This window comes from Sulfitobacter sp. CB2047 (assembly GCF_000735125.2).
GTDB lineage: Bacteria > Pseudomonadota > Alphaproteobacteria > Rhodobacterales > Rhodobacteraceae > Sulfitobacter > Sulfitobacter pontiacus.
Genome location: NZ_CP072613.1, coordinates 3,242,846 through 3,267,500 on the forward strand (window position 1 = coordinate 3,242,846; position 24,655 = coordinate 3,267,500).

The following is a 24,655-nucleotide window of genomic DNA, read 5'->3' on the forward strand; positions in this document are numbered from 1 at the left end:
GTATGAAAGAACACACATTCCCCTCGTGGCCCGATGTGGCCGATCAACTGGTCGCTGTTGCGGCAGGACGCAGTGCTGCGGATACGATTATCACCGGCGGTATCTGGGTCAACGTGCACACGCGCGAAACCCTGCCGGACCATGATATCGCGATCAAGGCGGGGCGCATTGCCTTTGTCGGGCCGGACGCCAGCCATTGCAAAGGCGACACGACCAAGGTGATCGGGGCAAAGGGCCGCTATATGATCCCCGGCCTGTGTGACGGGCATATGCACATCGAAAGCGGCATGCTGACGCCGGCGGAATTCGCCCGCGCTGTGATCCCCCATGGCACCACGTCGATGTTCACCGACCCGCATGAGATCGCCAATGTGCTGGGGCTGGAAAGCGTGCGCATGATGCATGACGAAGCCCTGATGCAGCCGGTGAACATCTTCACCCAGATGCCGTCCTGTGCGCCATCCGCGCCCGGTCTGGAAACCACCGGCTTTGAAATCACGGCAGAGGATGTCGCCGAGGCCATGCACTGGCCCGGTATCATCGGTCTGGGCGAGATGATGAACTTCCCGGGTGTGACCGCGGGTGACCCCAAGATGCTGGCCGAGATTGCCGCAACGCAACGCGCGGGCAAGACCGTGGGCGGGCACTATGCCTCCCCCGATCTGGGGCCGGCCTTTGCAGCTTATGTCGCGGGCGGCCCTGCGGATGATCACGAGGGCACCTGCGAGGCGGATGCCATTGCGCGGATGCGTCAGGGGATGCGGTCGATGATCCGGCTGGGGTCCGCGTGGTATGACGTTGAAACACAGATCACCGCGATCACCGAAAAAGGGCTGGATTCGCGTAATATGATCCTGTGCACCGATGACTGCCATTCCGGCACCTTGGTGAATGACGGTCATATGAACCGCGTGGTGCGCCATGCCATCGACTGCGGCTGCGACCCGTTGGTCGCGCTGCAAATGGCGACGATCAACACCGCGACCCACTTTGGGCTTGAGCGCGAGATCGGGTCACTGACGCCCGGGCGGCGGGCAGATGTGATCCTGACCTCTGACCTCAGAACGCTCCCCATCGAGACGGTGATCGCGCGGGGGCAGATCGTGGCCGAGGATGGCGTGTGTCTGGTAGACTGCCCGCATTACGACTGGCCGCCCCATGCGCGGCAGACCGTCAACATGGGCAAAGCCCTTGGCGCGGATGATTTCCAGATCACCGCACCTGCGGGGGCCAATGCCGTCACCGCGAATGTGATCGGCGTGGTCGAGAATCAGGCCCCCACCCGCGCGCTGAAATTCGAACTGCCGGTGACCGAAGGCCGCGTGCAGTCCACGGGCGAAGTGTGCCAGATCGCGCTGGTCGAACGGCACCGCGGCACCGGCACTGTGGTCAACGCGCTGGTCTCGGGCTTTGGCTATCAGGGGCCGATGGCGATGGCGTCCACCGTGGCACATGACAGTCACCACATGATCGTGGTGGGCACCGATACCAAGCATATGGCGATGGCCGCGAACCGTCTGCGCGAGGTTGGCGGCGGGATCACCATCTTCAAGGACGGGGCAGAGCTGGCCATGGTCGAGCTGCCGATCGCTGGCCTGATGTCCGACAACCCCGCCTCCGAGGTCGCCGCCAAGACCCAAGCCATGATGCAGGCGATGCGCGACTGTGGCTGCACGCTGAACAACGCCTATATGCAACATTCGCTTTTGGCGCTTGTTGTCATTCCCGAATTGCGCATCTCTGACCTCGGCTTGGTCGATGTGCGCAGTTTTGAATTTATTCCTTTGTTAGAGCCTGTTTCATGACCAGAATCCTGACCCCAGACGCCCGCCCCGCCGAACAGTTCACCGATGCCGCTGCCGCCGTTGCACGGCTGATAGAGCTATACAGCCAAGCGACAGGCTTCCTGAGCGCGCATTTCCAGAAGGCGATGGACAGCGCCGCCCCGGAAACGCGGATCAGGGCCTTCTACCCCGAGATCCGGTTTACCACCTCCAGCTATGCGCAGGTGGATTCACGGCTGTCGTTCGGCCATGTATCGTCCCCCGGCACCTTCTCGGCCACGATTACGCGGCCAGAATTGTTCAAACATTACCTGACACAACAAATCCGTCTGCTGATCGAAAACCACGGCCAGCCCGTGACCATCGCGGTATCCGACACGCCGATCCCCGTGCATTTCGCGGTCAGCAATGACGACAGCGTGACGATCCCGCAGGAAGGTGCCGCGGATTTCACCCTGCGCGATGTGTTTGACGTGCCGGACCTGAGCACAACCAATGACGACATCGTCAACGGCACCTATCTGCCGCTGGACAACGTGCGCCCGCTGGCCCCCTTCACCGCGCAGCGCGTCGATTATTCGCTGGCACGGCTGACGCATTACACCGCAACCGATCCCGAACATTTCCAAAGTCACGTGCTGTTCACCAACTACCAGTTCTACGTCACCGAGTTCGAGGAATACGCCCGCGCCATGTTGCGCGACCCCGATAGCGGCTACACGTCCTTCGTATCTACCGGCAATGTCGAGATTTCGGACGGCGACGCGCCGCTGCCTGCGTCGGTCAAAACTCCGCAGATGCCGACCTACCACCTGAAGCGCGCGAACGGGTCCGGGATCACGCTGGTTAACATCGGCGTCGGCCCATCCAACGCGAAAACCGCGACCGACCACATCGCCGTGCTGCGGCCCCATGCGTGGCTGATGGTCGGCCACTGTGCCGGTTTGCGCAACACACAGGCGCTTGGGGATTTCGTGCTGGCGCATGGCTATCTGCGCGAGGATCACGTGCTGGACGACGACCTGCCGGTCTGGGTTCCGATCCCCGCGCTGGCCGAGATCCAGATCGCGCTGGAGGACGCCGTTGAACAGGTCACCCAGCTTGAGGGCTACGAGTTGAAGCGGATTATGCGCACGGGCACCGTTGCCACCATCGACAACCGCAACTGGGAATTGCGCGATCAATCCGGTCCGGTGCAGCGGCTCAGCCAGTCGCGCGCCGTGGCGCTGGATATGGAAAGCGCCACGATTGCGGCCAACGGCTACCGCTTCCGGGTGCCCTACGGCACGCTTCTATGCGTCTCGGACAAACCCTTGCATGGTGAATTGAAGCTGCCCGGTATGGCGTCTGATTTCTACAAAACGCAGGTCGCACGACACTTGATGATCGGTATTCGCGCGATGGAACAGCTGCGCGATATGCCGCTAGAGCGGTTGCATAGCCGAAAATTGCGCTCGTTTGACGAAACTGCCTTTCTCTAAAGGCCGAAATCGGCTGAAAATAGCATGTTTTCGCGGTTTCTTGCGACCTATTCGTTGTGTTCAGCCACAACATACCGTTACATTCTGCGCGTGAGGCCCTAATCCGGGCGGACGAAGGAGAAAAACAAGATGGCAACTAAACCAATGACAAAAACCCAGCTCGTCGCGGCTTTGGCTGAGGAAATGGGCGAAGACAAGAAAACAGCAAGCGCGGCACTGGACGCGGTTTGCGCGTTGATCACCAAAGAAGTCTCCGGCGGTGGCGCTGTGACACTTCCCGGCATTGGCAAAATCTACTGCCGCGAACGCCCCGAGCGTATGGTGCGCAACCCTGCCACCGGCGAACAGTTCAAGAAAGACGCGGACAAGGTTGTTAAGATGACCATCGCGAAAGCGCTGAAAGACAGCGTTAACGAATAAGACTGATCACAGTCTGTTCTGACAAAGGGTCGCCCACGGGCGGCCCTTTGCGTTTGACGCAGGTCTGCGTTGCGCTGAATGCGCTTGCCCCTGTCGGACAACTGCGGAAGTCTCCGCCCACTGGAAAACCTGAAAGGCCCGCTCATGGATATACGTGCAATTCTCATGGGGCTGGCCTTCGCCGTCATGTGGTCTTCGGCCTTTACGTCGGCGCGGATCATCGTCGCGGATGCGTCCCCTTTGATGGCTTTGTCGGCGCGGTATCTGATCTCTGGCCTGATCGGCGTGGGGGTCGCGCTGGCGCTTGGTCAGACGTGGCGACTGACGCGCGCGCAATGGCGGGCAACGATCATTTTCGGCGTGCTGCAAAACGCGGTCTATCTGGGGATGAACTTTGTCGCGATGCAGACCGTACAGGCGTCACTGGCGGCGATCATCGCCTCGACCATGCCGTTGCTGGTCGGTCTGGCGACATGGCTGTTTCTGGGGGAAAAGCTCAAGCCGTTGGGCATTGCAGGGCTGATCGCAGGTGTGATCGGGGTGGCCATCATTATGGGTGCAAGGATCAACGGAGGCGTCGATCTGACGGGGTTGGTGCTGTGCGGCGTCGGTGTGGTCGCGCTATCAGCGGCGACCCTGCTGGTGCGCGGTGCGACCTCTGGCGGGAACTTCCTGATGGTGGTGGGCTTGCAGATGCTTGTCGGCTGCGTCGCGCTGTCGATTGCGACCTTGCTGTTCGAGACGCCGCACATCAGCCCAAGCTGGCCACTGGCGCTGGCGTTCCTGTATACCTGTCTGGTGCCGGGGCTGCTGGCGACGGTGGTCTGGTTCTGGCTGGTCAACCGTATCGGAGCCACCCGCGCCGCGACCTTCCATTTCCTCAATCCGTTTTTTGGGGTGGCGATTGCCTGGCTGTTGCTGGGCGAACCGCTGGGGGTTCAGGATATCATCGGTGTCGCTGTGATTGCCTTGGGTATTCTTGCGGTTCAGGTCTCGCGGCAGCGCAGGGCCTGACCTGCAAGCCAAGGGGTTGGACGACAGGCGGGCGGTCACAGATCGGTGCGTCGGTGCATTACCCCTTTGAAAAACCCGCGCAGGCCCCATTTAATGTATCAAACCGCAAAGGAGCCTCGCATGCCGACCTATGAAAAGACCGACGCCGCCATTAACGCTCTGTCCCCCGAAGAATTCCGTGTCACCCAGCAGAACGGCACCGAACGGCCGGGCACGGGCAAGCTGCTCGATAACAAAGAGCCGGGCATCTACGTAGACATCGTATCTGGCGAGCCGCTGTTCGCGTCCTCGGACAAATACGAGTCCGGCTGCGGCTGGCCGAGCTTTACCAAACCCATCGAACCGGCCCATGTCGCCGAACTGCGTGACGCGTCGCTGGGGATGATCCGCACCGAGGTGCGCAGCGCCCATGGGGACAGCCATCTGGGCCACGTCTTCCCCGACGGTCCCGCGGATCGTGGCGGGCTGCGCTATTGCATCAATTCCGCCTCGTTGCGCTTTATTCATCGTGACGACATGCAAGACGCAGGCTATGGCGATTATATCAACCAAGTGGAGGATGTAGCATGAGCGAACAACGTGCAGTACTGGCCGGAGGATGCTTTTGGGGCATGCAGGACCTGATCCGCAAACGCGAGGGGGTTCTATCGACCCGCGTGGGCTATTCGGGCGGCGATGTGCCCAATGCCACCTACCGCGATCACGGCACCCATGCCGAGGCGATCGAGGTGATGTTTGACGACGACGTGATCAGCTATCGTGATCTGCTGGAATTGTTTTTCCAGATCCACGACCCGACAACGCTGAACCGTCAGGGCAATGACCGCGGGCTGAGCTATCGTTCGGCGATCTACTATGTCGACGAAGACCAGAAAGCCACGGCGCTGGACACGATTGCCGATGTAGAGGCATCGGGCATCTGGCCGGGCAAAGTCGTGACAGAGGTAGAACCCGTCAGCGACTTCTGGGAAGCAGAGCCCGAGCATCAGGATTATCTGGAGCGTATTCCAAACGGCTATACCTGCCACTTCCCGCGCCCCGATTGGGTCCTGCCCAAACGCGCGGCAGCAGAATAAACGCAAAACGGCGCAGCCCCTCGGGTTTGCGCCGTTTTCTTTTGTGCAGAGTCAGGCCGATGCGACCCTTGGCCTGCCTGTCGCCTCGACCGTCAGCAGCGCTTCAATAAAGACCTTGCGGCTTTCGACCTCTGCATGGCGGATGTCGCGTTGCACGTCGATCTGCACATCGACCACCCCCGCCGCCCGCGCCGCCGCCTCTGCCTTGTCGCGCAGGGTTGCCTCAAGCGTGCTCAGCGCCTGTGTCTGATCCGTGAAATCCTGCGGCCCGCCGGCCAGATACACCCTGAACCGCCCCTCTGCGGGCGAGGTCACCGTGCCGCTTTCCCGCATGGTCACACGCCCGACGACAGCGCCAATGGCATTTGCCACCGCGGCGTGTTCGGGCAGGATCATCTGCGTGCCCAACCGTTCCCCCACCGCCGGATAATAGGCCGCGGCAGAGGCCCCCAGCCCGATCACCGGCAGGTTCAACGCCGCCTCGATCCGCACAAGCCCCGCGTGCCCGCGCAACCCGCGCTGCAACAGCTCGTGGCGGGCCAGCGTTTCGGGTTCTGTACCAAAGGCGGGCTCTTCTTCCGCCAGCGCCGCTTCCAGCATGGCCAGCGCGGTCTGTTCGGTCAGTTGATCCACGATGATCTGCGCCATAGCGGCGGGGTCAGGGGCCAGCATCTGCCCCGCGCCTGTGCGTCGCCGTCCAAACAACCGCAGCGCCTTGCCTGCGGCCTCGGCGTCCCACGCTGCCACCCGTCCCAGCACATGGCTTGCGTCCGATGGCGTAACGCCGGCCAGCTGGACCAAGCCACGCTCTACCAGACGTTTCAGCGCGCCTGTCTCTATCCGGGCGCGCAGGATGTCGGCCATCGGGTGCAGCCCGTCACCAATACGGTCCAGCAGCATTTGTTCACGCGCCGAGATCCCCTCGCGCGGTTGACTGGCTACGGCACGCACAAAGCGCCCGTCATATTCGCCGGGGGTGGTGCTGCGCAGCTGCGCATCAAGCGCGGCATGAACCACCTCGGGTGCCTCCGTCGCGATGAGCGCAATGGGCAAGACCCGCTTGGGCCCCAGCGTCACCCCCCCCTGCAAGCCTTCGGTCAGGAAATGCACCTCGCTGTCGCCCCCCAGACCAGTGGTGCGCATGGCAACGGCCTCTACCATCGTGCGGTAGCTGCCGACGCGGGCCCCTGCGGGGTCGATCGCGGGCCGGCCATCGCGCAACAGGGCCACATCGGTGGTGGTGCCGCCAATATCGCTGACCAACGCACGGGCCGCACCGGTCATCCACCGCGCCCCCACGATCGAGGCCGCAGGCCCGCTGAGGATCGTTTCAATCGGCCGTTCCCGTGCCTGCGCGGCAGAGATCAGCGCCCCGTCCCCCCGCACCACCATCAACGGGGCCGCGACGCCAATGTCGGTCAACACATCCTCGGCCCGCCCGATCAACCGGTCGATCATCCCGATCAGCCGCGCGTTCAGCACCGCTGTCAGCGCCCGTTTCGGCCCGTTGAGCTTGGCCGACAGCTGATGCGAGGCCGACACGGGCCGCCCCGTCACCTGCGTCACCAAGTCGGCGACACGTTGTTCATGCGCGGGGTTGCGCGTGGCGAACTGGCTGGCGACGGCAAAACCGCTGACCTGTTCACGCTGCTCGGTCAAAAAGGAGATCAGCGCGGCTTCGTCCAGCGGGGCACGCTCTGCGCCTGCGTGGTCATGACCACCGCCAAGGATCAGATAGGGGTCACCGTTCAGCGCCCCTGCCAGCCCGTGCGTCTCAAGATCCCGCTTCTTGAAGCCGACATAGATCAACGCGACGCGCCCGCCCTGCCCTTCGACCAGCGCATTGGTTGCCAGCGTGGTCGACAGCGACGCCATCGCCACCTGACCCGCTGAAACATCGGCCGCCGCCAGCACGCGGCGCACGGCCTGCCCCACACCAATGGCCAGATCGGCGCGGGTGGTCAGCGCCTTGGCCGATGCGACCACCGTGGTTTCATCGCGGATCAGCACCGCATCCGTATAAGTGCCGCCCGTATCGACCCCAAGCAAAAGCGCCATTCAACTATCCTTGCACCGTTTTCCTAGGGTTTACCTGTTCCGGCGCAGCGGTCCAGCCCTGTCAGCCGTGGTTTCCACGCAGACGGGCCACGGCCCATTGCGCCGCGTCGGCGACAGTCGCGTCCGGATCGTCCAACAGGCCCTGTGCCACGGGGGTCAGACGCGCCTGACCGGAGTTACCAATGGCATAAAGCACATTGCGAATGAACCGGTTGCGCCCGATCCGCTTGATCGGCGAGCCGCTGAACCGCAGTCGAAAGGCCGCATCATCCAGCGAAGCCAGCTCTGCCAGATCGGGGGCTCCGACACCGCCGTGATAGCGCAAATCGCTCGCCGCGACGGCGAATTTGTTCCACGGGCAGGCGGCAAGGCAATCATCACAGCCGTAGATGCGGTTGCCCATCTTGCTGCGCAGCTCTAGGTTGACCGGCCCGTTGTGTTCAATCGTCAGATAAGAAATGCAGCGCCGCGCATCCAGCTGATAGGGCGCGGGGAAGGCATTGGTCGGGCACGCCGCGAGGCAGGACCGGCACGACCCGCAGTGATCCACCTCTGCCGTGTCGGGGGTGAAATCCAACGTGGTGAAAATCGCGCCCAGAAAGGCCCAGTTCCCCCAGTCGCGGCTTAGCAGATTGGTGTGTTTGCCCTGCCAGCCCAGCCCCGCCGCCTGCCCAAGCGCCTTTTCCGGCACGGGGGCCGTGTCGACAAAGACCTTCACCTCGCAGGGTTCCTGCGCCACCAGCCATCGCGCCACCCGCTTGAGCCGTTTCTTGACGATGTCGTGGTAGTCGCGCCCCTGCGCATAGACCGACACGCCCGCCTTGTCGGGGTGGTTCAGCACCTCGGTCGGGTCGTATTCAGGGGTGTAGCTTTCGGCCAGCATGATCACCGACCGGGCCTCGGGCCAAAGGGCGGCAGGGTTGCCGCGCCACGCCATGCGGTCGGCCATCCATGCCATCTGCCCATGATAGCCTGCATCGACGAAAGCCTGCAGCCGTTCCGGCACATCAGGCACCGCGTCGGGGCGGCAAATCCGGCAGGAGACAAAGCCTTCGTCCAGCGCCTGCGCCACCAACCGGCCCCGCAGGGCGTCCGTATCGGCAGCCGGTGTCACAGACATCGGCCGCGGCGTGGATCAGAAATCAAGGTCATTGTAATGCTTCGGCGGCGGGAAACCCGGCACCTGATCGGCCAGCAACGACCGGAACGCGGGGCGGGACTTGATCTTGGCGTACCAGTCCTTGACCACGTCGGACCGGTTCCAGTCCACATCCGAGATATAATCGAGCGAGGACAGATGCGCCGCCGCCGCGAAATCGGCCAGCGTCATCACGTCGCCTGCCAGCCAGCGCCGGTGGTCCAGCAGCCATGCCATATAATCAATGTGATACTTGATCGCCTTGGCCCCGTCCTTAACGTTGCGGCTGTCGGGAAACCCCTGCTTCATCACCTTTTTGTTCACCCGTTCATACAGCAGCTTCGAGGTGACCTCGTCGTGGAACTTGTCATCGAACCAGCTGACCAGACGACGCACTTCAAGCCGCTGGACCGGATCAGAGGGCATCAGCGACGGTTCGGGGCGGGTCTCTTCGATATATTCGCAGATCGCTGCGCTTTCGGACATGATGATGCCATCAAGCTGCAATACGGGCACCTTGCCCGCCGGATTGCGGCGCATGAAATCTGGGTCTTGCTCCCAATACCGCTCTTCGACGCGTTCAACCTCGATCTTCTTTTCAGCGAGGCTCAGCCGGACTTTGCGGCAGAACGGCGAAAGCGGGACGTGAAACAGGCGAGCCATAAGGGGTTCCGGTACTAACAAACAGGGGTTTCATCCTCATGCCCGTCTTGGTTGGGTTTTTCAACTCTCGAAACAGGCTGCCCGTCCGTCCTTGCTGATTGTCGCCGCACCATCGCGGATCTGGGCGCTGCGCTTGCGCACCGCGGCAGAGGGGCGCGCGGCCGAACGGGTTTTCGGAGACGGCAGGATCGCGGCCAGCCGCGCCGCTTGGGTTGCGGTCAGCTTGGCGGGAATCACCCCAAAGTAATGTTGTGCCGCGGCGTCGACACCAAAGATGCCTTCGTCGAACTCGGCCACATTCAAATAGACCTCGATGATGCGCCGCTTGGTCCAGACGGTTTCAACCAGCGGCGTGATCCCGGCCTCAAGCGCTTTGCGCAACCATGTGCGACCATGCCAGAGATAGACGTTCTTGACCGTCTGCTGCGACAGGGTGGATGCCCCGCGGTTTGATCCTTCGGCGATGGCGCGTTTGATCGCGGCCAGATCAAAGCCCCAGTGCTGGCAGAAATTCGCATCTTCCGCCGCCACGACAGACCGCGCCATGACAGGGGCCACGTCTTCCAGCGCGACCCATTGCTGGTCCACGCCCCCCAGCCTACGGCCTTCGCTGAACATATAGGGGGTCGTCGGCGGGTTGATCACCGCAAACAGCAACACCAGGGCGATCAACAGGCCAAGCACGGCGAGCACCAGCTTGAACGCGCCCCGAACCACACGCCGCTTGAGCGACCGCAGCTGCGCCGCAGGGGACGGGGTCTTGGACTTGGCTTTGCCCTTGGATTTGGAGGATGCGCGTTTTGCCATAGCCATCAGCTATATCGTGGCAATGGCTTATTGTGAACGGGCACTGCGGACGGAAATCCCTTTTGCAAGATAAGCCCCGATCAACGCAGAGGCCTTGGGCGACGGGTGGGTGTTATCGCTGGCAAACAGGCTCGGATCCTGACGGTCGATGACGGTTTCTGAATCAAGGAATGTCACCCCCGGGGTTTGTGCCGCAAACCGCGCGATGCGGCGTTCCAGCAGCACCAGATCATCGCGACAGCCTTCGAATGACCCTTTGCCATTGCCGGCGTAATACCCCATCCACATCACCTGCGCGCCCGTGCTGCGCAAACGCGTCAGAAAGGCGGGGATTTCCCCAGTAGCGGCATCCGCAGCGATCAGCGTGTCGACCACAGGCGTGCAGGCCGCGCATTTGCAGTCGTTGAACCCCAGATCATTGGCCCCGCCGTTCACCACGATCCAGTTCCACCGCCCGCCGGGGTACTGATCCTGAATATCGAAACCAACAGCGGACAAGAGCGTGCTGTCATTGCTGAACTGCGCCCCGGGGACGGCCTTGCTGACCACATTGCGGCCAAGGCTTGCTGCCATCGCATCGGGGATCGCCTGATCGCTTGATCCGTTCCACGCCATGACGGAGTCGCCAATCACCAGAATATCGCCGCCGCCCTTGGGCGCAGCATCGGTACAGGCCGCAAGCGCGAGCCCCACCAGCAAAAGCGCCATCAGCCGGACGCGAGAGGTAAGTGTTTTGATCATCCCGTAACTATAGGCCGGTTGCGGCCCCGGTAAAGCGTGGGCGACGCACAAAAGAAATCGGGCGCGAGGTTTCCCCCGCGCCCGATCTATCCGTTTTGCTTACTCCGCCGGGATCGCGTGTTCTTCGACGCTCAGCGGGGCGGGCAGATGGACCAGCATCTCTTTGGGGCAGATCTGCAGGAAGTTATCCTTTTCAATGTCCCAGTGCTGCAGGATGTCTTCGGCCTTGCGGCTGTTGGTTTCCTGCAGGTGCCGTTCAATCAGGCCCTTCAGCTGGTTTTCCCAATGCTCGACCGTGACAGGGCAGGTCACCAGCGTTTCGCGGTTCAGCATTTTGTCGGCCTTGCCATCGGGGTTGTAGAGATAGGCCATACCGCCCGTCATACCCGCGCCAAAGTTCGCGCCGATCTCGCCCAGGATCACGGCCACACCGCCGGTCATGTATTCACACCCGTTGCTGCCGCAGCCTTCGATCACCACATGCGCGCCCGAGTTCCGAACGCCGAAACGTTCACCGGCACGGCCCGCTGCGAACAAAAAGCCCTTGGTCGCGCCATAAAGCACCGTGTTGCCGATGATGGTGTTGTCAGAGGCGACGATGGTGCTGGCCATAGACGGGCGCACGACGATGGTGCCGCCCGACAGACCCTTGCCGACATAGTCATTCGCATCGCCGGACACTTCAAGCTTGAGCCCCGGTGCCGCGAAGGCCCCCAGCGACTGCCCTGCCGAACCGGTCAGCTTGACCGTCAGGTGATCGGGCTGCAGCTGGTTGTTCATGCCGAAGTTGCGGATGATGTGGCTTGAGACGCGGGTGCCCACGGTACGGTGCGTGTTCTGCACCGCATAGCTCAGCTGCATCTTCTCGCCATCTTCAAGGAAGCGCGCGGCGTCGCGCACGATTTCAGAGTCCAGCGTGTCCAGCACAGCGTTGCGTGGCTTGTTGCGGTCATAGACAATCTCTGCCGCGCCATCGACGGTGATCAGCAGCGGGTTGAGATCCAGATCGTCAAGATGCGCAGACCCACGGCTGACCTGTGCCAGAAGATCAGCACGGCCAATCACATCATCCAGGCTACGCGCCCCGATAGAGGCGAGCAATTCACGCACTTCGGTGGCGTAGAAGGTGATCAGGTTCACGACCTTATCGGCGTTGCCGGTGAACTTGCCACGCAGCGCTTCGTCTTGGGTGCAGACGCCGACGGGGCAGGTGTTGGACTGGCACTGACGCACCATGATACAACCCATCGCGATCAGCGCGGCGGTGCCGATGCCGTATTCCTCGGCTCCCATCATCGCGGCCATAACGATGTCACGCCCTGTGCGCAAACCACCGTCGGTCCGCAGGGTGACGCGGTCACGCAGGTTGTTCATCGCCAGAACCTGATGCGCCTCGGTCAGGCCCATCTCCCACGGCAGACCCGCATACTTGATCGAGGTCGCAGGCGATGCGCCCGTGCCGCCATTATGGCCCGAGATCAGGATGATATCCGCTTTGGCCTTTGCCACACCGGCCGCAATCGTGCCAACGCCCGAGGACGCCACCAGCTTCACGGTCACCTTACAGCGCGGGTTGATCTGCTTGAGGTCATAGATCAGCTGCGCAAGGTCTTCGATGGAATAGATATCGTGGTGCGGCGGGGGCGAGATCAGGGTCACGCCCTTGGTCGAATGGCGCAGACGGGCGATCAGGTCGGTGACCTTCATGCCCGGAAGCTGACCACCCTCGCCGGGCTTGGCCCCTTGGGCGACCTTGATTTCAAGCTCTTCACACTGGTTCAGGTATTCGGCAGTCACACCGAAACGGCCCGACGCCACCTGCTTGATCTTGGCCGACGGGTTATCACCGTTGGCCTCGGGCACGAAGTGCGCCGGATCTTCGCCGCCTTCGCCAGAGTCTGACTTGGCCCCGATGCGGTTCATCGCGACGTTCAGGGTCTTATGTGCCTCGGGTGACAGCGCGCCAAGGGACATGCCCGGCGTCACGAACCGCTTGCGGATAGAGGTGATGGATTCGACCTCTTCGATGGGCACTGGGGCCCCCAGCGGCTTGATGTCCAGCAGGTCGCGCAGATGGATCGGCGGGTTGCTTTGCATCTTGGCGCTATATTGCTTCCACATCTGGTAGGACGCTTTGTTGCAGGCCATTTGCAGCATGTGCATCGACGATGCTTCCCATGCGTGGGTCTCGCCGGATTTGCGCGCCTTGTAGAAGCCGCCGATGGGCATGACGACGCCATCACCCTGCCAACCACGGTCGTGGACCGCTTCGGCCTTGCGTTGGATACCGGTCACACCGATCCCGCTGATACGGCTGGTCATGCCGGGGAAGTATTCCGCGCACATCGCACGGCTCAGCCCTACGGCTTCGAAGTTCAGGCCGCCGCGGTAGGAGGACATGACGCTGATCCCCATCTTGGCCATGATTTTCAGCAGCCCCTGATCAATTGCCTCGCGGTAGCGGGCCATCGCGGTCGTCAGGTTCATGTCCAGCAGACCACGCCCGATACGATCCGCCAGCGAATCCTCCGCAAGGTAGGCGTTCACCACGGTGGCACCACAGCCGATCAGCACGGCAAAATAATGCGGGTCCACACATTCGGCCGAGCGCACGTTGAGCGAGGTAAAGGTCCGCAGGCCCTTGCGGGTCAGCTGGCTGTGCACGGCAGAGGTCGCAAGGATCATCGGCATCGCCACGCGGGTCGCATCGCTGAACTGGTCGGTCAGCACGATGTGACCAGCGCCCGAGCGCACGGCGTCTTCTGCCTCGTCCCGGATGCGGCGCAGGTTTTCGCTCAGGTTGTTGCCGCCCGGCTCGAACGTACAGTCGATGGTGACGGAATTCGCGTTGAATTCGGTCATCAGCTGATCGAACTGCGCGTTCGCGAGGAACGGGCTATCAAGCACGAGGATCTCAGTCTGGGCGCTGGATTCATCCAGCACGTTCTTGAGGTTCCCGAACCGCGTTTTCAGGCTCATGACGCGGAATTCGCGCAGGCTGTCGATGGGTGGGTTGGTGACCTGGCTGAAGTTCTGGCGGAAGAAATGGCTGAGCGGGCGGTACTGGTTCGACAGAACCGCCGACGGGGTGTCATCGCCCATGGATGCCAAGGGCTCTTTCGCATCTTCGGCCATCGGTGCGAGGATCTGCTCGAGGTCTTCGATGGTATAGCCCGCTGCCACCTGACGGCGACGCAGCTCATCGCCCGAGAACAGGGCCTTTTCCTCGACATCGCCAAGCGCTTTGTCCAGCTCGTTGATCTTGCCGACCCATTCACCAAAGGGACGCGACGCGGCGAGCTTGTCCTTGATCTCGGTGTCGCCGAACATCTTGCCTTCTTCGATGTCGACCGCCAGCAGCTGACCGGGGCCAAGCGCGCCTTTGCGCACGACATTCGCCTCGTCCTGCGGGACCATCCCCGCCTCGGAACCCGCGATCAGCATGCCGTCACCGGTGACGACGAAACGCATGGGGCGCAGGCCGTTCCGGTCAAGACCGGCGCAGACCCAGCGGCCATCGGTCATGGCCAGCGCTGCGGGACCATCCCAAGGCTCCATCACCGAGTTGCAATAAGAATACATGTCGCGCCATGCCTGGGGCAGCTCGACCGCCTGCTTGGACCAGCTTTCAGGCACCAGCATGGTTTTCGCCATCGGGGCCGAACGACCCGCGCGCACCAGGACTTCGAACACCGAATCCAGCGCGGCAGAGTCGGACGACCCCGCGGCGACGATCGGTTTGATATCTTCGGCCATGTCGCCAAAGGTGCCCGACGCCATGCGGATCTCGTGGCTTTTCATCCAGTTGACGTTACCCTTGAGCGTGTTGATCTCGCCGTTATGGGCCAGCATGCGGAAGGGCTGCGCCAGCCACCACTGCGGGAAGGTGTTGGTGGAATAACGCTGGTGATAGATCGCAAACGCGGATTCAAAGCGTTCGTCCATCAGGTCGGGGTAGAAGTTGGCAACATCCTGCGCCAGCATCATGCCCTTGTAGATGATCGACCGGCAGGACATCGACGCGATGTAAAGCGTCGGCACCTGAGCGGCCAGCGCGGCTTTCTCGATGCGGCGACGGATGACGTAAAGCTCGCGCTCGAATGTTTCCTCGTCCACGCCCTTGGCGTTGGAAATCAGGATCTGTTCGATCTCGGGACGGGTCGCGTTGGCCTTTTCCCCCAGAACCGACGTATCGACGGGCACGTGGCGCCAGCCGTAGATATAGTAGCCCATCCGCAGCACTTCGGTTTCAACGATGGTCCGGCAGGTTTCCTGCGCGGCAAAGTTGGTGCGCGGCAGAAAGACCTGACCGATGGCGATCAATTCACCTTCGCGGGGGCTGTGACCGGTGCGACGCACCTGATCGTAGAAAAAATTGACGGGGATCTGCACGTGGATGCCCGCACCGTCGCCGGTCTTGCCATCGGCATCCACCGCACCACGGTGCCAGATCGCCTTGAGCGCCTTGATCCCGTTTTCGACAACCGCGCGGCTGCTGGAGCCGTCGATGTTCACAACAAGACCCACCCCGCAGGATGAATGCTCTTCTTCTTCGGAATACAGACCGTTTTCTGCCATGAAGGCGCGTTTTGCTTCTTCGCGTGCTACCCAGGCGTCATCGTACTTGGTCATTTGGAATCTCCTAAATCGGGCGCGCCCGAGGCGCGAAATATCAGTTGAAAGGGGCGCTTATTCGGCCGCGATGGCCACGCTGGCCCCCATCTTTTCAAGGATCGCCTGCGCACAGTCGCGCCCGTCCTTGATGGCCCAGACCACCAGCGACGCACCGCGCACGATATCGCCCACGGCATAGACGCCATCCAGCTCGGTCGCGCCGGTGATATAGTCGGCCTTGACCGTGCCCCAACGGTTGACCGGCAGCTCGGGCGTGTTCCACAGCGTGGGCAGGTCTTCGGGTTCAAAGCCAAGCGCCATGATCACAAGATCCGCCTCTTCGACATAATCGGCGCCCTCGATCACCTCGGGGGCCTGACGACCCGAGACATCCGGCGCGCCAAGGCGCATCTTTTGCACGACGACGCCGGTCACCGGATCACCGACGAACCCTTTGGGCGCGGACAACCATTCGAAGACCACGCCTTCTTCCTCGGCGTTTTGCACTTCACGTTGCGAGCCGGGCATGTTGGCGCGGTCACGGCGGTACAGACATTTGACCGAGGTCGCCCCCTGACGGATCGAGGTCCGTACACAGTCCATCGCGGTGTCACCGCCGCCGATCACGACGACGCGCTTCCCTTGAGCATTAAAACGGCCGGAATCGAATTCCTCTACCTTGTCGCCAAAGCTTTTGCGGTTGCTCACGGTCAGGAAATCAATCGCGCGCTCAAGGCCAACGCCGCCCACGCCGGGGGCCTGGATGTCACGTGTTTTATAGACGCCCGTCGCGATGATCACGGCGTCATGCTTGGCGCGGATATCGGCAAAGCTGATGTCGACGCCCACGTCACAGTTCAATTCAAAGTTAACGCCGCCTTCGGCCAGCTGGTCGTTGCGGCGCATGACCACATCTTTTTCCAGCTTGAAACCGGGGATGCCGTAGGTCAGCAAACCACCCGCGCGGTCATAGCGGTCATAGATGGTGACCTGCACACCCGCGCGGCGCAGCACGTCGGCTGCGGCCAGACCACCGGGGCCCGCGCCGATGATGCCAACGGATTCTGCGCGTTCGGTCTTGGGCTTGATCGGCTGCACCCAGCCATTTTCCCACGCGGTATCGGTGATGTATTTCTCGACCGAGCCGATGGTCACAGTGCCGTGGCCGGATTGTTCGATCACACAGTTGCCTTCGCACAGACGGTCCTGCGGGCAGATGCGGCCGCAGATTTCGGGGAAGGTGTTGGTGGCCTGGCTGACCTCATAGGCCTCTTGCAGCCGCCCTTCGGCGGTCAGGCGCAGCCAGTCGGGGATGTTATTGTGCAGCGGGCAATGGGTCTGGCAATAGGGAACGCCACATTGACTACAGCGGCTGGACTGCTCCTGCGCTTTCTCATCCGCGTATTCCGCGTAAATCTCTTTAAAGTCTTCACGACGCAGATTCGGCATCCGTTTTTCGGGCATATCCCGGGAAACCGTTGTAAACTTGAGCATTGGCTGCTTTGCCATCTTGGATCTCTCCGCCTGAAACACGTTGCTGCCCCCTCATACACAGGGGCTAAACGATTATAAAGGCAGCATTGCTGACCTATATGCGGTTTATTTCATATCGACCCAAAAAATCCCGCAAATTTATCACATATTTATGTCCGTTACGGACCCAATTACAGGCTTTCCTTCCAGCCCCCCAAAGTTATACGCCTATGCCATCGCCAATGAACCAAAGGCCGGCCCCCTTATGACCCTGTTCCAACTGCTGCTTGTCGCAATCATTCAGGGTCTGACAGAGTTTCTGCCTGTCTCTTCCTCGGGTCATTTGATCCTGCTGCCCACGCTGACCGGCGGGCCGGATCAGGGGCTTGCGATTGATGTCGCGGTGCATGTGGGCACCCTCCTTGCGGTCGTGCTCTACTTCCGGTCGGAGGTCGCAGAAGCCACCATCGGGCTTGGTCGCCTGCTGCGCGGCAAGATGGACACCCCCGGCGCAAGGCTGGCCGCCCTGCTGATCCTCGCAACACTTCCGGTGCTGGTCGTCGGGCTGGCGTTCAAGCTGCTGGGGATTGACGAAATGCTCCGCTCTGTCGCGGTGATCGGCTGGACCATGCTGCTCTTCGGTATTGTGCTCTATTGGGCGGATCACACGGGACGCAGCGATCGGGATACTGGCGACTGGGATGTCAAAGGTGCCGTCTGGATGGGGCTGGCGCAGGCGCTTGCGCTGATCCCCGGCACATCGCGGTCGGGCATCACCATCACCGCCGCCCGCAAACTGGGCTACGACCGCGGCAGCGCTGCCACACTGTCCATGTTGATGTCGATTCCCACGATCCTCGCCTCTGGCGCGCTTTTGTCACTGGATGTGATCGGGCAAGCCGACGCGCAGCTCGCGCGCGACGCGTCGATCGCTGCGGGCTTTGCCTTTGTTGCCGCACTGGCGGCACTGGTCCTGATGATGCGCCTGTTGCGCAGCGTGAATTTCACCCCCTACGTCATCTATCGCATCCTGCTGGGGACAGCGCTTTTGGTATACGCCTACAGCTAACGCAAAAGGCCCCGCCGTCGCCGGCAGGGCCTTTCCAAATTCGACATCGAAATCGTTAGGTCCGCAGGTTCTTCGCGGATTGCTTGATCTCGTCATACTGGCCCGAGGGGCGGAACCGCCACAGGTACTCGGGCAGGACGGAGCCCATGGACACCGGGCTGATACCCAAAGCATCAAAGCCCTGCGCCCCCTCACCCACAACATTATCATGCGCCAGGTTCTTGACCTGATCGCGGGTCAGCGTGTTGTTCTTGACCAGGCCGAGCGTCACCGATTGCAACACATCAAGACCAAAGGCGATCACCTTCGCCACGAAAGTCGGCAAGGCGACAACCATGCGGCGACGGTTCACCACATCAAGCATACGTTGCATCAGGCCGCGAAAGCTTTCGACCTCAGGGCCACCCAGTTCGTAAATACCGGCAGCGGCCTTGCCTGTCACTGCAAGCTCCGCCGCGTGGGCCACGTCATCTACATAGACGGGCTGGAACAGCGTATCCGCACCCACAGCCGGGATCGCAGGGCTGATGCGCGTCATACCAGCGAAACGGTTAAAGAAGTCATCCTCGGGGCCGAACACGATCGAGGGGCGCAGGATAACAGCCTGCGGCATATGCTTGAGCACACCGGCCTCTCCCATCGCCTTGGTCTGGGCATATTCGCTATCCGCCTCGGCATCCGCCCCGATGGCAGAGATTTGCACCAAACGCGCGATCCCTTCGGCGGCGGCCAAGCGCGCAATGCGTTCTGCGCCGTCGGCCTGAATGGCGTCAAAGGTGTTCTTCCCCGCCTCGGCCAGAATACCGACGCAGTTGACCACCGCATCAGCGCCCTGCAGCGCATCGCGCACCGAAGCGTCATCACGGATGTTGCAAAAAACCGGTTCGACCTGGCCGACAGTCCCGTAGGTGCGCACAAACAGCGCCTCGTTCGGGCGACGCACCGCGACGCGCACACGCCATCCCGCCAACGCCATGCGACGAACGATATACCGCCCCACAAACCCGGAGCCGCCGTAAACCGTGACCAGCTTTGCCATGATGATACCCCTGACCAGAAAATCTAGCGCTACAGATACATCCAGCCCCCCTCGGGAACAAGCAGCAATTCCGGCAGAGATCGCCTCGAAAGCCCGACCCACCGCACCAAACCTCGGTTTTCCGGATTTATTTTCACGCCGTTTCATTTTGTTGCGAGAATCCAATTGACACCCCCGCCCCACAACAATAAACGCTCCCTCACAACCCCCCTGTGCCCAGGTGGCGGAATGGTAGACGCGCTAGCTTCAGGTGCTAGTACTGGCAACGGTGTGGAGGTTCGAGTCCTCTCCTGGGCACCACTTATCCCCGATAAGTCGCTGTTTTGTTTCACCCTTACTTAGTGCTCCTTAGCGATCGTTGTCCCTGCCCATCGAACTGCCCTTTCAAATTAGCATCGCATCTGCGGCATACCAGCCACCATCGATAGCGCCATCAAAGACGCCCCACAGGCGTCAGACGCGCTTCACATCCATGTGATATGTCAAAAGTTAAGTCGATTTGTCGCCACATATCGCTAATGAAATTGCAGAAATTACTATAAACTAGGCCGGTCCGGATCATTTGACCGACCCACAGGCCAGCAGAGGATAAAGAGATGGCGAGCTTTTTTGCGTTTGGTATCGATGTTATCAATAATCCCGCTGTGTCCACAAACTCCAGCGCAGGTCAAGACGGCGCTGGTCAGATGACACTTTCCGGTGGCAGCCAGCCCTTCGCTGACGATGCCATCATCGAATTCATCACACAGAATGAAACGGCAGACGGTGAACTTGACGGGGGCTCGTCCTTCATCGGGATCAAGGTCTATGCCAGTGCTGCCGACTATAACGCCGGCATCGTCCAATATAATTACGTTCCGATGAACCCCGGCCAATCGGCGAATATCCAAAGCGATGTCAGCGGACTTGGCGACACCTACGTGCGGTTCAACGCCAACGTTCTGGTGCCCCGCACTGAAAGCGGTGCCAACGACCCAAGCGCGCCGACATTTGGGAATCTACTGGTGGCACCAGGTACCAAAGCGGGCGACAATATCGGCACACTCAAGATCGACCGCAATACGGATCAGGATTTTGACGGCGACGGCTCCATCGCATCCGGTACGTTGGAGGATGGCAACGGCAAGTTCTATGTCGGGAATACCGTCCCATGTTTCACCGCGGGCAGCCTGATCGCCACTGCAAAAGGCGAAACCCCTGTAGAGCACTTGAAAGCCGGTGACGCTGTCATCACACGCGACCACGGAATGCAGAAAGTCTCTTGGGTCGGTGCACGTCAGCTGACAGCGGCGGAGCTGGTCGTCTATCCACACCTGCGTCCCGTTTTGATCACGGCGGGCGCTCTCGGCGCTGGAACGCCGGAACGGGACCTTATCGTTTCACCCAACCACCGAATATTGCTTTCCGATGCGCGATCGATGCTACATTTTGGTCAGGACGAGGTCCTCGTCGCCGCAAAGCACTTGGTGAATGGTGACACGATCCGGACGTTCACGCCATCTTCTGTACAATACGTGCACCTGATGTTCGAAAGCCATCAGCTTGTGCTGTCAGACGGGGCATGGACAGAAAGCTTTCAGCCGGGAGTAGAAACACTTCAAAGCATCGGCCAAGCGCAACGCGACGAGATCCTGGCCCTGTTCCCCGCGCTTTCAGAGCAGATCGGGATTAAGCATTACAACGCCGCGCGTAACACGCTGAAACGCCATGAAGCACGCCTACTTCGGTTCTAGGGCGGGTTGGTTTATGGAGTGGCGCGGTTACAGTTTGCGCTCTCGCTGAGGTGTCTCTGCGCGAATTTTCGTGTTTCCGAAGCATCCCACTTCCGAAAATTCAGGTACAGGTCGTGGGGCCTGCGTTCCTATCAGGTCACCCGTCGCACCATCACGTTGGCTCAAAACGCCAAAAGGCCCGCAGGCGATGCCAGCGGTTGGTGCTAGTTAAAGTTCTTTAAATCTGGTTGCGGGAGTAGGATTTGAACCTACGACCTTCAGGTTATGAGCCTGACGAGCTACCGGGCTGCTCCATCCCGCGCCGGGTGCCAATGTTATTGTATTGGCTTATTAATTGTCATCGTTGAGAGATACGTAGAGGTTTTGCTAGGTTTGGCGGTGACCTACTCTCCCACGTCTTAAGACGCAGTACCATTGGCGCAGTAGCACTTAACTGCCGAGTTCGGGATGGGATCGGGTGTTTTGCTTACGCTATGACCACCAAACCGAGTAAAACCTCTATGTTGCTGCTTTTGCCATTGGCAAAAGAGCAACAAGCGGGAGAGAGCGTATCCGAAGGATGCGCGTTCCCGCCCCCTCACCATTCTGGGTAAGGATTTGTCCAAGTCAGTACAGCTGATTGTATGTGTATGCTTTTGTCCTAGTAAGAAGTCTTTCTTCTACTGGATCAAATCAAGCCTATCGAGCAATTAGTACCAGTCAACTGAACGTATTACTACGCTTACATCTCTGGCCTATCGACGAGATGGTCTATCTCGGCTCTCAGGGATACCTTGTTTTGAGGGGGGCTTCCCGCTTAGATGCCTTCAGCGGTTATCCTGTCCGATCATAGCTACCCAGCACTGCTATTGGCATAACAACTGGTCCACCAGTGGATCGTTCACCCCGGTCCTCTCGTACTAGGGGCAACTCCTCTCAAGTATCCTACACCCACGGAAGATAGGGACCGAACTGTCTCACGACGTTCTAAACCCAGCTCACGTACCTCTTTAAACGGCGAACAGCCGTACCCTTGGGACCTGCTCCAGCCCCAGGATGAGATGAGCCGACATCGAGGTGCCAAACACTGCCGTCGATATGGACTCTTGGGCAGTATCAGCCTGTTATCCCCGGCGTACCTTTTATCCGTTGAGCGATGGCCCTCCCACTTGGGACCACCGGATCACTATGGCCGTCTTTCGACTCTGCTCGACTTGTCAGTCTCGCAGTCAGGCTGGCTTCTGCCATTGCACTCAACGAGCGATTTCCGACCGCTCTGAGCCAACCTTCGCGCGCCTCCGTTACGATTTAGGAGGCGACCGCCCCAGTCAAACTACCCACCACACAGGGTCCCGGATCCGGATAACGGACCGCGGTTAGACATCAAGCAGAACAAGGGTGGTATCTCAAGGGAGGCTCCACGCAGACTGGCGTCCACGTTTCAAAGCCCACCACCTATCCTGCACATGTTCGGCCTAATGCCAGTGTGAAGTTGTAGTAAAGGTGCACGGGGTCTTTCCGTCTAACCGCGGGTAACCGGCATCTTGACCGGTAATTCAATTTCGCTGAGTCTATGTTGGAGACAGCGGGGAAGTCGTTACGCCATTCGTGCAGGTCGGAACTTACCCGACAAGGAATTTCGCTACCTTAGGACCGTTATAGTTACGGCCGCCGTTTACCTGGGCTTCAATTCAGAGCTCTCACTCCTCCTTTTAACCTTCAGGCACCGGGCAGGCGTCAGACCCTATACGTCGTCTTACGACTTCGCAGAGCCCTGTGTTTTTAATAAACAGTCGCCACCCCCTGGTTTGTGCCCCCAGCCCCTAGTTGCCTAGGAACCGGGCCTCCTTCTCGCGAACTTACGGAGGTATTTTGCCGAGTTCCTTCAACATAGTTCTCTCAAGCGCCTTGGTATTCTCTACCTATCCACCTGTGTCGGTTTAGGGTACGATCTAGCGATGGAGCTATTTCCAGGGACCTCTAAGCAGCCCATTCAATCCGATAAGGATGAACTACCCTCGAGATCCGTCACTTCCATCTGGCCCAGGAATATTAACCTGGTTCCCATCGACTACGCCTTTCGGCCTCGCCTTAGGGGTCGGCTTACCCTGCTCAGATTAGCTTTAAGCAGGAACCCTTGGATTTTCGGCGAGAGTGTCTCTCACACTCTTTGTCGCTACTCATGTCATCATTCTCACTAGTGATCTCTCCACCGGATCGCTCACGCGCCGGCTTCACAGAAAGTTCCGCGTCTCCAATACCCCGAAGGGCTAAGGAGACATGGAACTATGTCACACTACGCTCTGCTACCATGCAATTAATGCATCCTAAGCTTCGGCTCATGGCTTGAGCCCCGTTACATCTTCGCCGCAAGACAACTTATTTAGACCAGTGAGCTGTTACGCTATCTTTAAAGGATGGCTGCTTCTAAGCCAACCTCCTGGTTGTTTTGGTCGTCTCACCTGCTTTCCCACTTAGCCATGAATTAGGGGCCTTAGCTGTAGGTCAGGGTTGTTTCCCTCTTCACAACGGACGTTAGCATCCGCTGTGTGTCTGCCATCTAGTACTCCTCGGTATTCGGAGTTTGGTTAGGATCAGTAAGCCTGTGGGGCCCCATTACCCATCCAGTGCTCTACCCCCGAGGGTATTCGGATGACGCTCTACCTAAATAGATTTCGCAGAGAACCAGCTATCTCCGAGTTTGATTGGCCTTTCACCCCTAGGCACAGCTCATCCCGATCCTTTTCAACGGATGTGGGTTCGGTCCTCCAATAAGTGTTACCTTATCTTCAACCTGGCCATGCCTAGATCACTCGGTTTCGGGTCTGATCCCACAAACTCAACGCCCTATTAAGACTCGCTTTCGCTACGCCTACACCTAACGGCTTAAGCTTGCTTGTGAGACCAAGTCGATGACCCATTATACAAAAGGTACGCTGTCAGGCCGTAAAGACCCTCCAACTGATTGTAGGCGTTCGGTTTCAGGTACTGTTTCACTCCCCTCGTCGGGGTGCTTTTCACCTTTCCCTCACGGTACTGGTTCACTATCGGTCAGTAAGGAGTACTTAGCCTTCGAAGGTGGTCCTCCGATCTTCAGACAGAATTTCACGTGTTCCGCCCTACTTAATACGTCCAATCATGCTTCTTATACGGGACTATCACCCACTTTGGTTGCGCATTCCAACGCATTCTAACCACACTCATGGCTCGGCTGGTCCCCGTTCGCTCGCCGCTACTAGGGGAGTATCAATTGATTTCCTTTCCTCCGGGTACTTAGATGTTTCAGTTCCCCGGGTTTGCTTTTATAAACCTATGTATTCAGTCTATAAATACCTGGTTCTGCTTACTGATGAACCCACCGTCTGCACCTTGCGAACTTACGTCCTCAAGTAGCAAAGCGGTAGGACAACAATAAACAATCAGGTGGGTTGCCCCATTCAGAAATCCATGGATCAAAGCTTATTCTCAGCTCCCCATGGCTTATCGCAGAGTATCACGTCTTTCATCGCCTCTTACTGCCAAGGCATTCACCAAACGCCCTTTTCGCGCTTGATTTGATCCAGAAA

The 24,655-nt window shown here is 60.0% G+C and carries 16 protein-coding genes, 2 tRNA genes and 2 rRNA genes; 9 read left to right on the forward strand and 11 right to left on the reverse strand.

Features of this window, described 5'->3' with window-relative positions; translation table 11 throughout:
- Positions 1–2: 2 nt before the first annotated feature.
- From ade to msrA, 6 genes are all read left to right on the forward strand, one after another.
- The gene (ade, locus tag IV89_RS15980; RefSeq protein ID WP_037942928.1) at positions 3–1,805 is read left to right on the forward strand and encodes an adenine deaminase; all 1,803 of its coding nucleotides are present in this window, start codon (positions 3–5) and stop codon (positions 1,803–1,805) included.
- The gene (locus IV89_RS15985; protein WP_005850943.1) at positions 1,802–3,265 is read left to right on the forward strand and encodes an AMP nucleosidase; all 1,464 of its coding nucleotides are present in this window, start codon (positions 1,802–1,804) and stop codon (positions 3,263–3,265) included. Before ade ends, IV89_RS15985 begins: the two co-directional genes overlap by 4 nt.
- Before the next feature lie 129 nt (positions 3,266–3,394).
- On the forward strand, positions 3,395–3,685 hold the full coding sequence (locus tag IV89_RS15990) for an HU family DNA-binding protein (protein WP_235183739.1): 291 nt from the start codon (positions 3,395–3,397) through the stop codon (positions 3,683–3,685).
- 144 nt (positions 3,686–3,829) lie between these two features.
- Complete coding sequence (locus tag IV89_RS15995; protein ID WP_037942925.1) at positions 3,830–4,699, forward strand: DMT family transporter; 870 nt, start codon at positions 3,830–3,832, stop codon at positions 4,697–4,699.
- Between the two features lie 120 nt (positions 4,700–4,819).
- A complete protein-coding gene (gene msrB, locus IV89_RS16000) occupies positions 4,820–5,269 on the forward strand; it encodes a peptide-methionine (R)-S-oxide reductase MsrB (protein ID WP_005850940.1) in 450 nt (149 codons plus the stop codon).
- On the forward strand, positions 5,266–5,775 hold the full coding sequence (msrA, locus tag IV89_RS16005; protein ID WP_037942922.1) for a peptide-methionine (S)-S-oxide reductase MsrA: 510 nt from the start codon (positions 5,266–5,268) through the stop codon (positions 5,773–5,775). The genes msrB and msrA overlap by 4 nt, the downstream gene beginning before the upstream one ends.
- 51 nt (positions 5,776–5,826) lie before the next feature.
- On the opposite strand, the gene IV89_RS16010 is transcribed toward msrA, so the two are convergent.
- The 7 genes from IV89_RS16010 to IV89_RS16040 form a co-directional block, all read right to left on the reverse strand.
- A complete protein-coding gene (locus IV89_RS16010; protein ID WP_037942919.1) occupies positions 5,827–7,833 on the reverse strand; it encodes a hydantoinase/oxoprolinase family protein in 2,007 nt (668 codons plus the stop codon).
- Positions 7,834–7,894: 61 nt separating this feature from the next.
- The gene (queG, locus tag IV89_RS16015) at positions 7,895–8,953 is read right to left on the reverse strand and encodes a tRNA epoxyqueuosine(34) reductase QueG (protein WP_037942917.1); all 1,059 of its coding nucleotides are present in this window, start codon (positions 8,951–8,953) and stop codon (positions 7,895–7,897) included.
- 15 nt (positions 8,954–8,968) lie between these two features.
- Entirely contained in the window at positions 8,969–9,634 is a 666-nt protein-coding gene (locus IV89_RS16020) for a glutathione S-transferase family protein (RefSeq protein ID WP_005850934.1), read from the reverse strand.
- 60 nt (positions 9,635–9,694) lie between these two features.
- Complete coding sequence (gene mtgA / locus IV89_RS16025; RefSeq protein WP_037942915.1) at positions 9,695–10,441, reverse strand: monofunctional biosynthetic peptidoglycan transglycosylase; 747 nt, start codon at positions 10,439–10,441, stop codon at positions 9,695–9,697.
- Between the two features lie 27 nt (positions 10,442–10,468).
- A complete protein-coding gene (locus IV89_RS16030; protein ID WP_037942913.1) occupies positions 10,469–11,182 on the reverse strand; it encodes an SGNH/GDSL hydrolase family protein in 714 nt (237 codons plus the stop codon).
- Between the two features lie 99 nt (positions 11,183–11,281).
- Positions 11,282–15,814 (reverse strand): glutamate synthase large subunit, encoded by a 4,533-nt coding sequence (gene gltB, locus IV89_RS16035; protein ID WP_037942911.1) that lies wholly within the window; start codon positions 15,812–15,814, stop codon positions 11,282–11,284.
- Positions 15,815–15,871: 57 nt separating this feature from the next.
- On the reverse strand, positions 15,872–17,305 hold the full coding sequence (locus tag IV89_RS16040) for an NAD(P)-dependent oxidoreductase (protein ID WP_037942908.1): 1,434 nt from the start codon (positions 17,303–17,305) through the stop codon (positions 15,872–15,874).
- Between the two features lie 229 nt (positions 17,306–17,534).
- On the opposite strand from IV89_RS16040, the gene IV89_RS16045 reads away from it, so the two are divergent.
- The gene (locus IV89_RS16045; RefSeq protein ID WP_037942906.1) at positions 17,535–18,338 is read left to right on the forward strand and encodes an undecaprenyl-diphosphate phosphatase; all 804 of its coding nucleotides are present in this window, start codon (positions 17,535–17,537) and stop codon (positions 18,336–18,338) included.
- A gap of 55 nt (positions 18,339–18,393) precedes the next feature.
- Here the strand turns inward: IV89_RS16045 and IV89_RS16050 are convergent, their stop codons facing one another.
- Positions 18,394–19,377 (reverse strand): complex I NDUFA9 subunit family protein, encoded by a 984-nt coding sequence (locus IV89_RS16050; RefSeq protein WP_037942904.1) that lies wholly within the window; start codon positions 19,375–19,377, stop codon positions 18,394–18,396.
- A gap of 214 nt (positions 19,378–19,591) precedes the next feature.
- Here IV89_RS16050 and IV89_RS16055 point away from each other — a divergent pair.
- Both IV89_RS16055 and IV89_RS16060 read left to right on the forward strand, forming a co-directional pair.
- Positions 19,592–19,677: transfer RNA gene (locus IV89_RS16055), tRNA-Leu, on the forward strand.
- A 296-nt stretch (positions 19,678–19,973) separates the two neighbouring features.
- The gene (locus tag IV89_RS16060; protein ID WP_037942903.1) at positions 19,974–21,110 is read left to right on the forward strand and encodes a Hint domain-containing protein; all 1,137 of its coding nucleotides are present in this window, start codon (positions 19,974–19,976) and stop codon (positions 21,108–21,110) included.
- A gap of 224 nt (positions 21,111–21,334) precedes the next feature.
- Here IV89_RS16060 and IV89_RS16065 read toward each other — a convergent pair.
- The 3 genes from IV89_RS16065 to IV89_RS16075 form a co-directional block, all read right to left on the reverse strand.
- Positions 21,335–21,411 (reverse strand) — tRNA-Met (locus IV89_RS16065).
- A 69-nt stretch (positions 21,412–21,480) separates the two neighbouring features.
- A 5S ribosomal RNA gene (gene rrf / locus IV89_RS16070) occupies positions 21,481–21,595 on the reverse strand.
- A 183-nt stretch (positions 21,596–21,778) separates the two neighbouring features.
- A 23S ribosomal RNA gene (locus IV89_RS16075) occupies positions 21,779–24,644 on the reverse strand.
- Between the last annotated feature and the right edge of the window lie 11 nt (positions 24,645–24,655).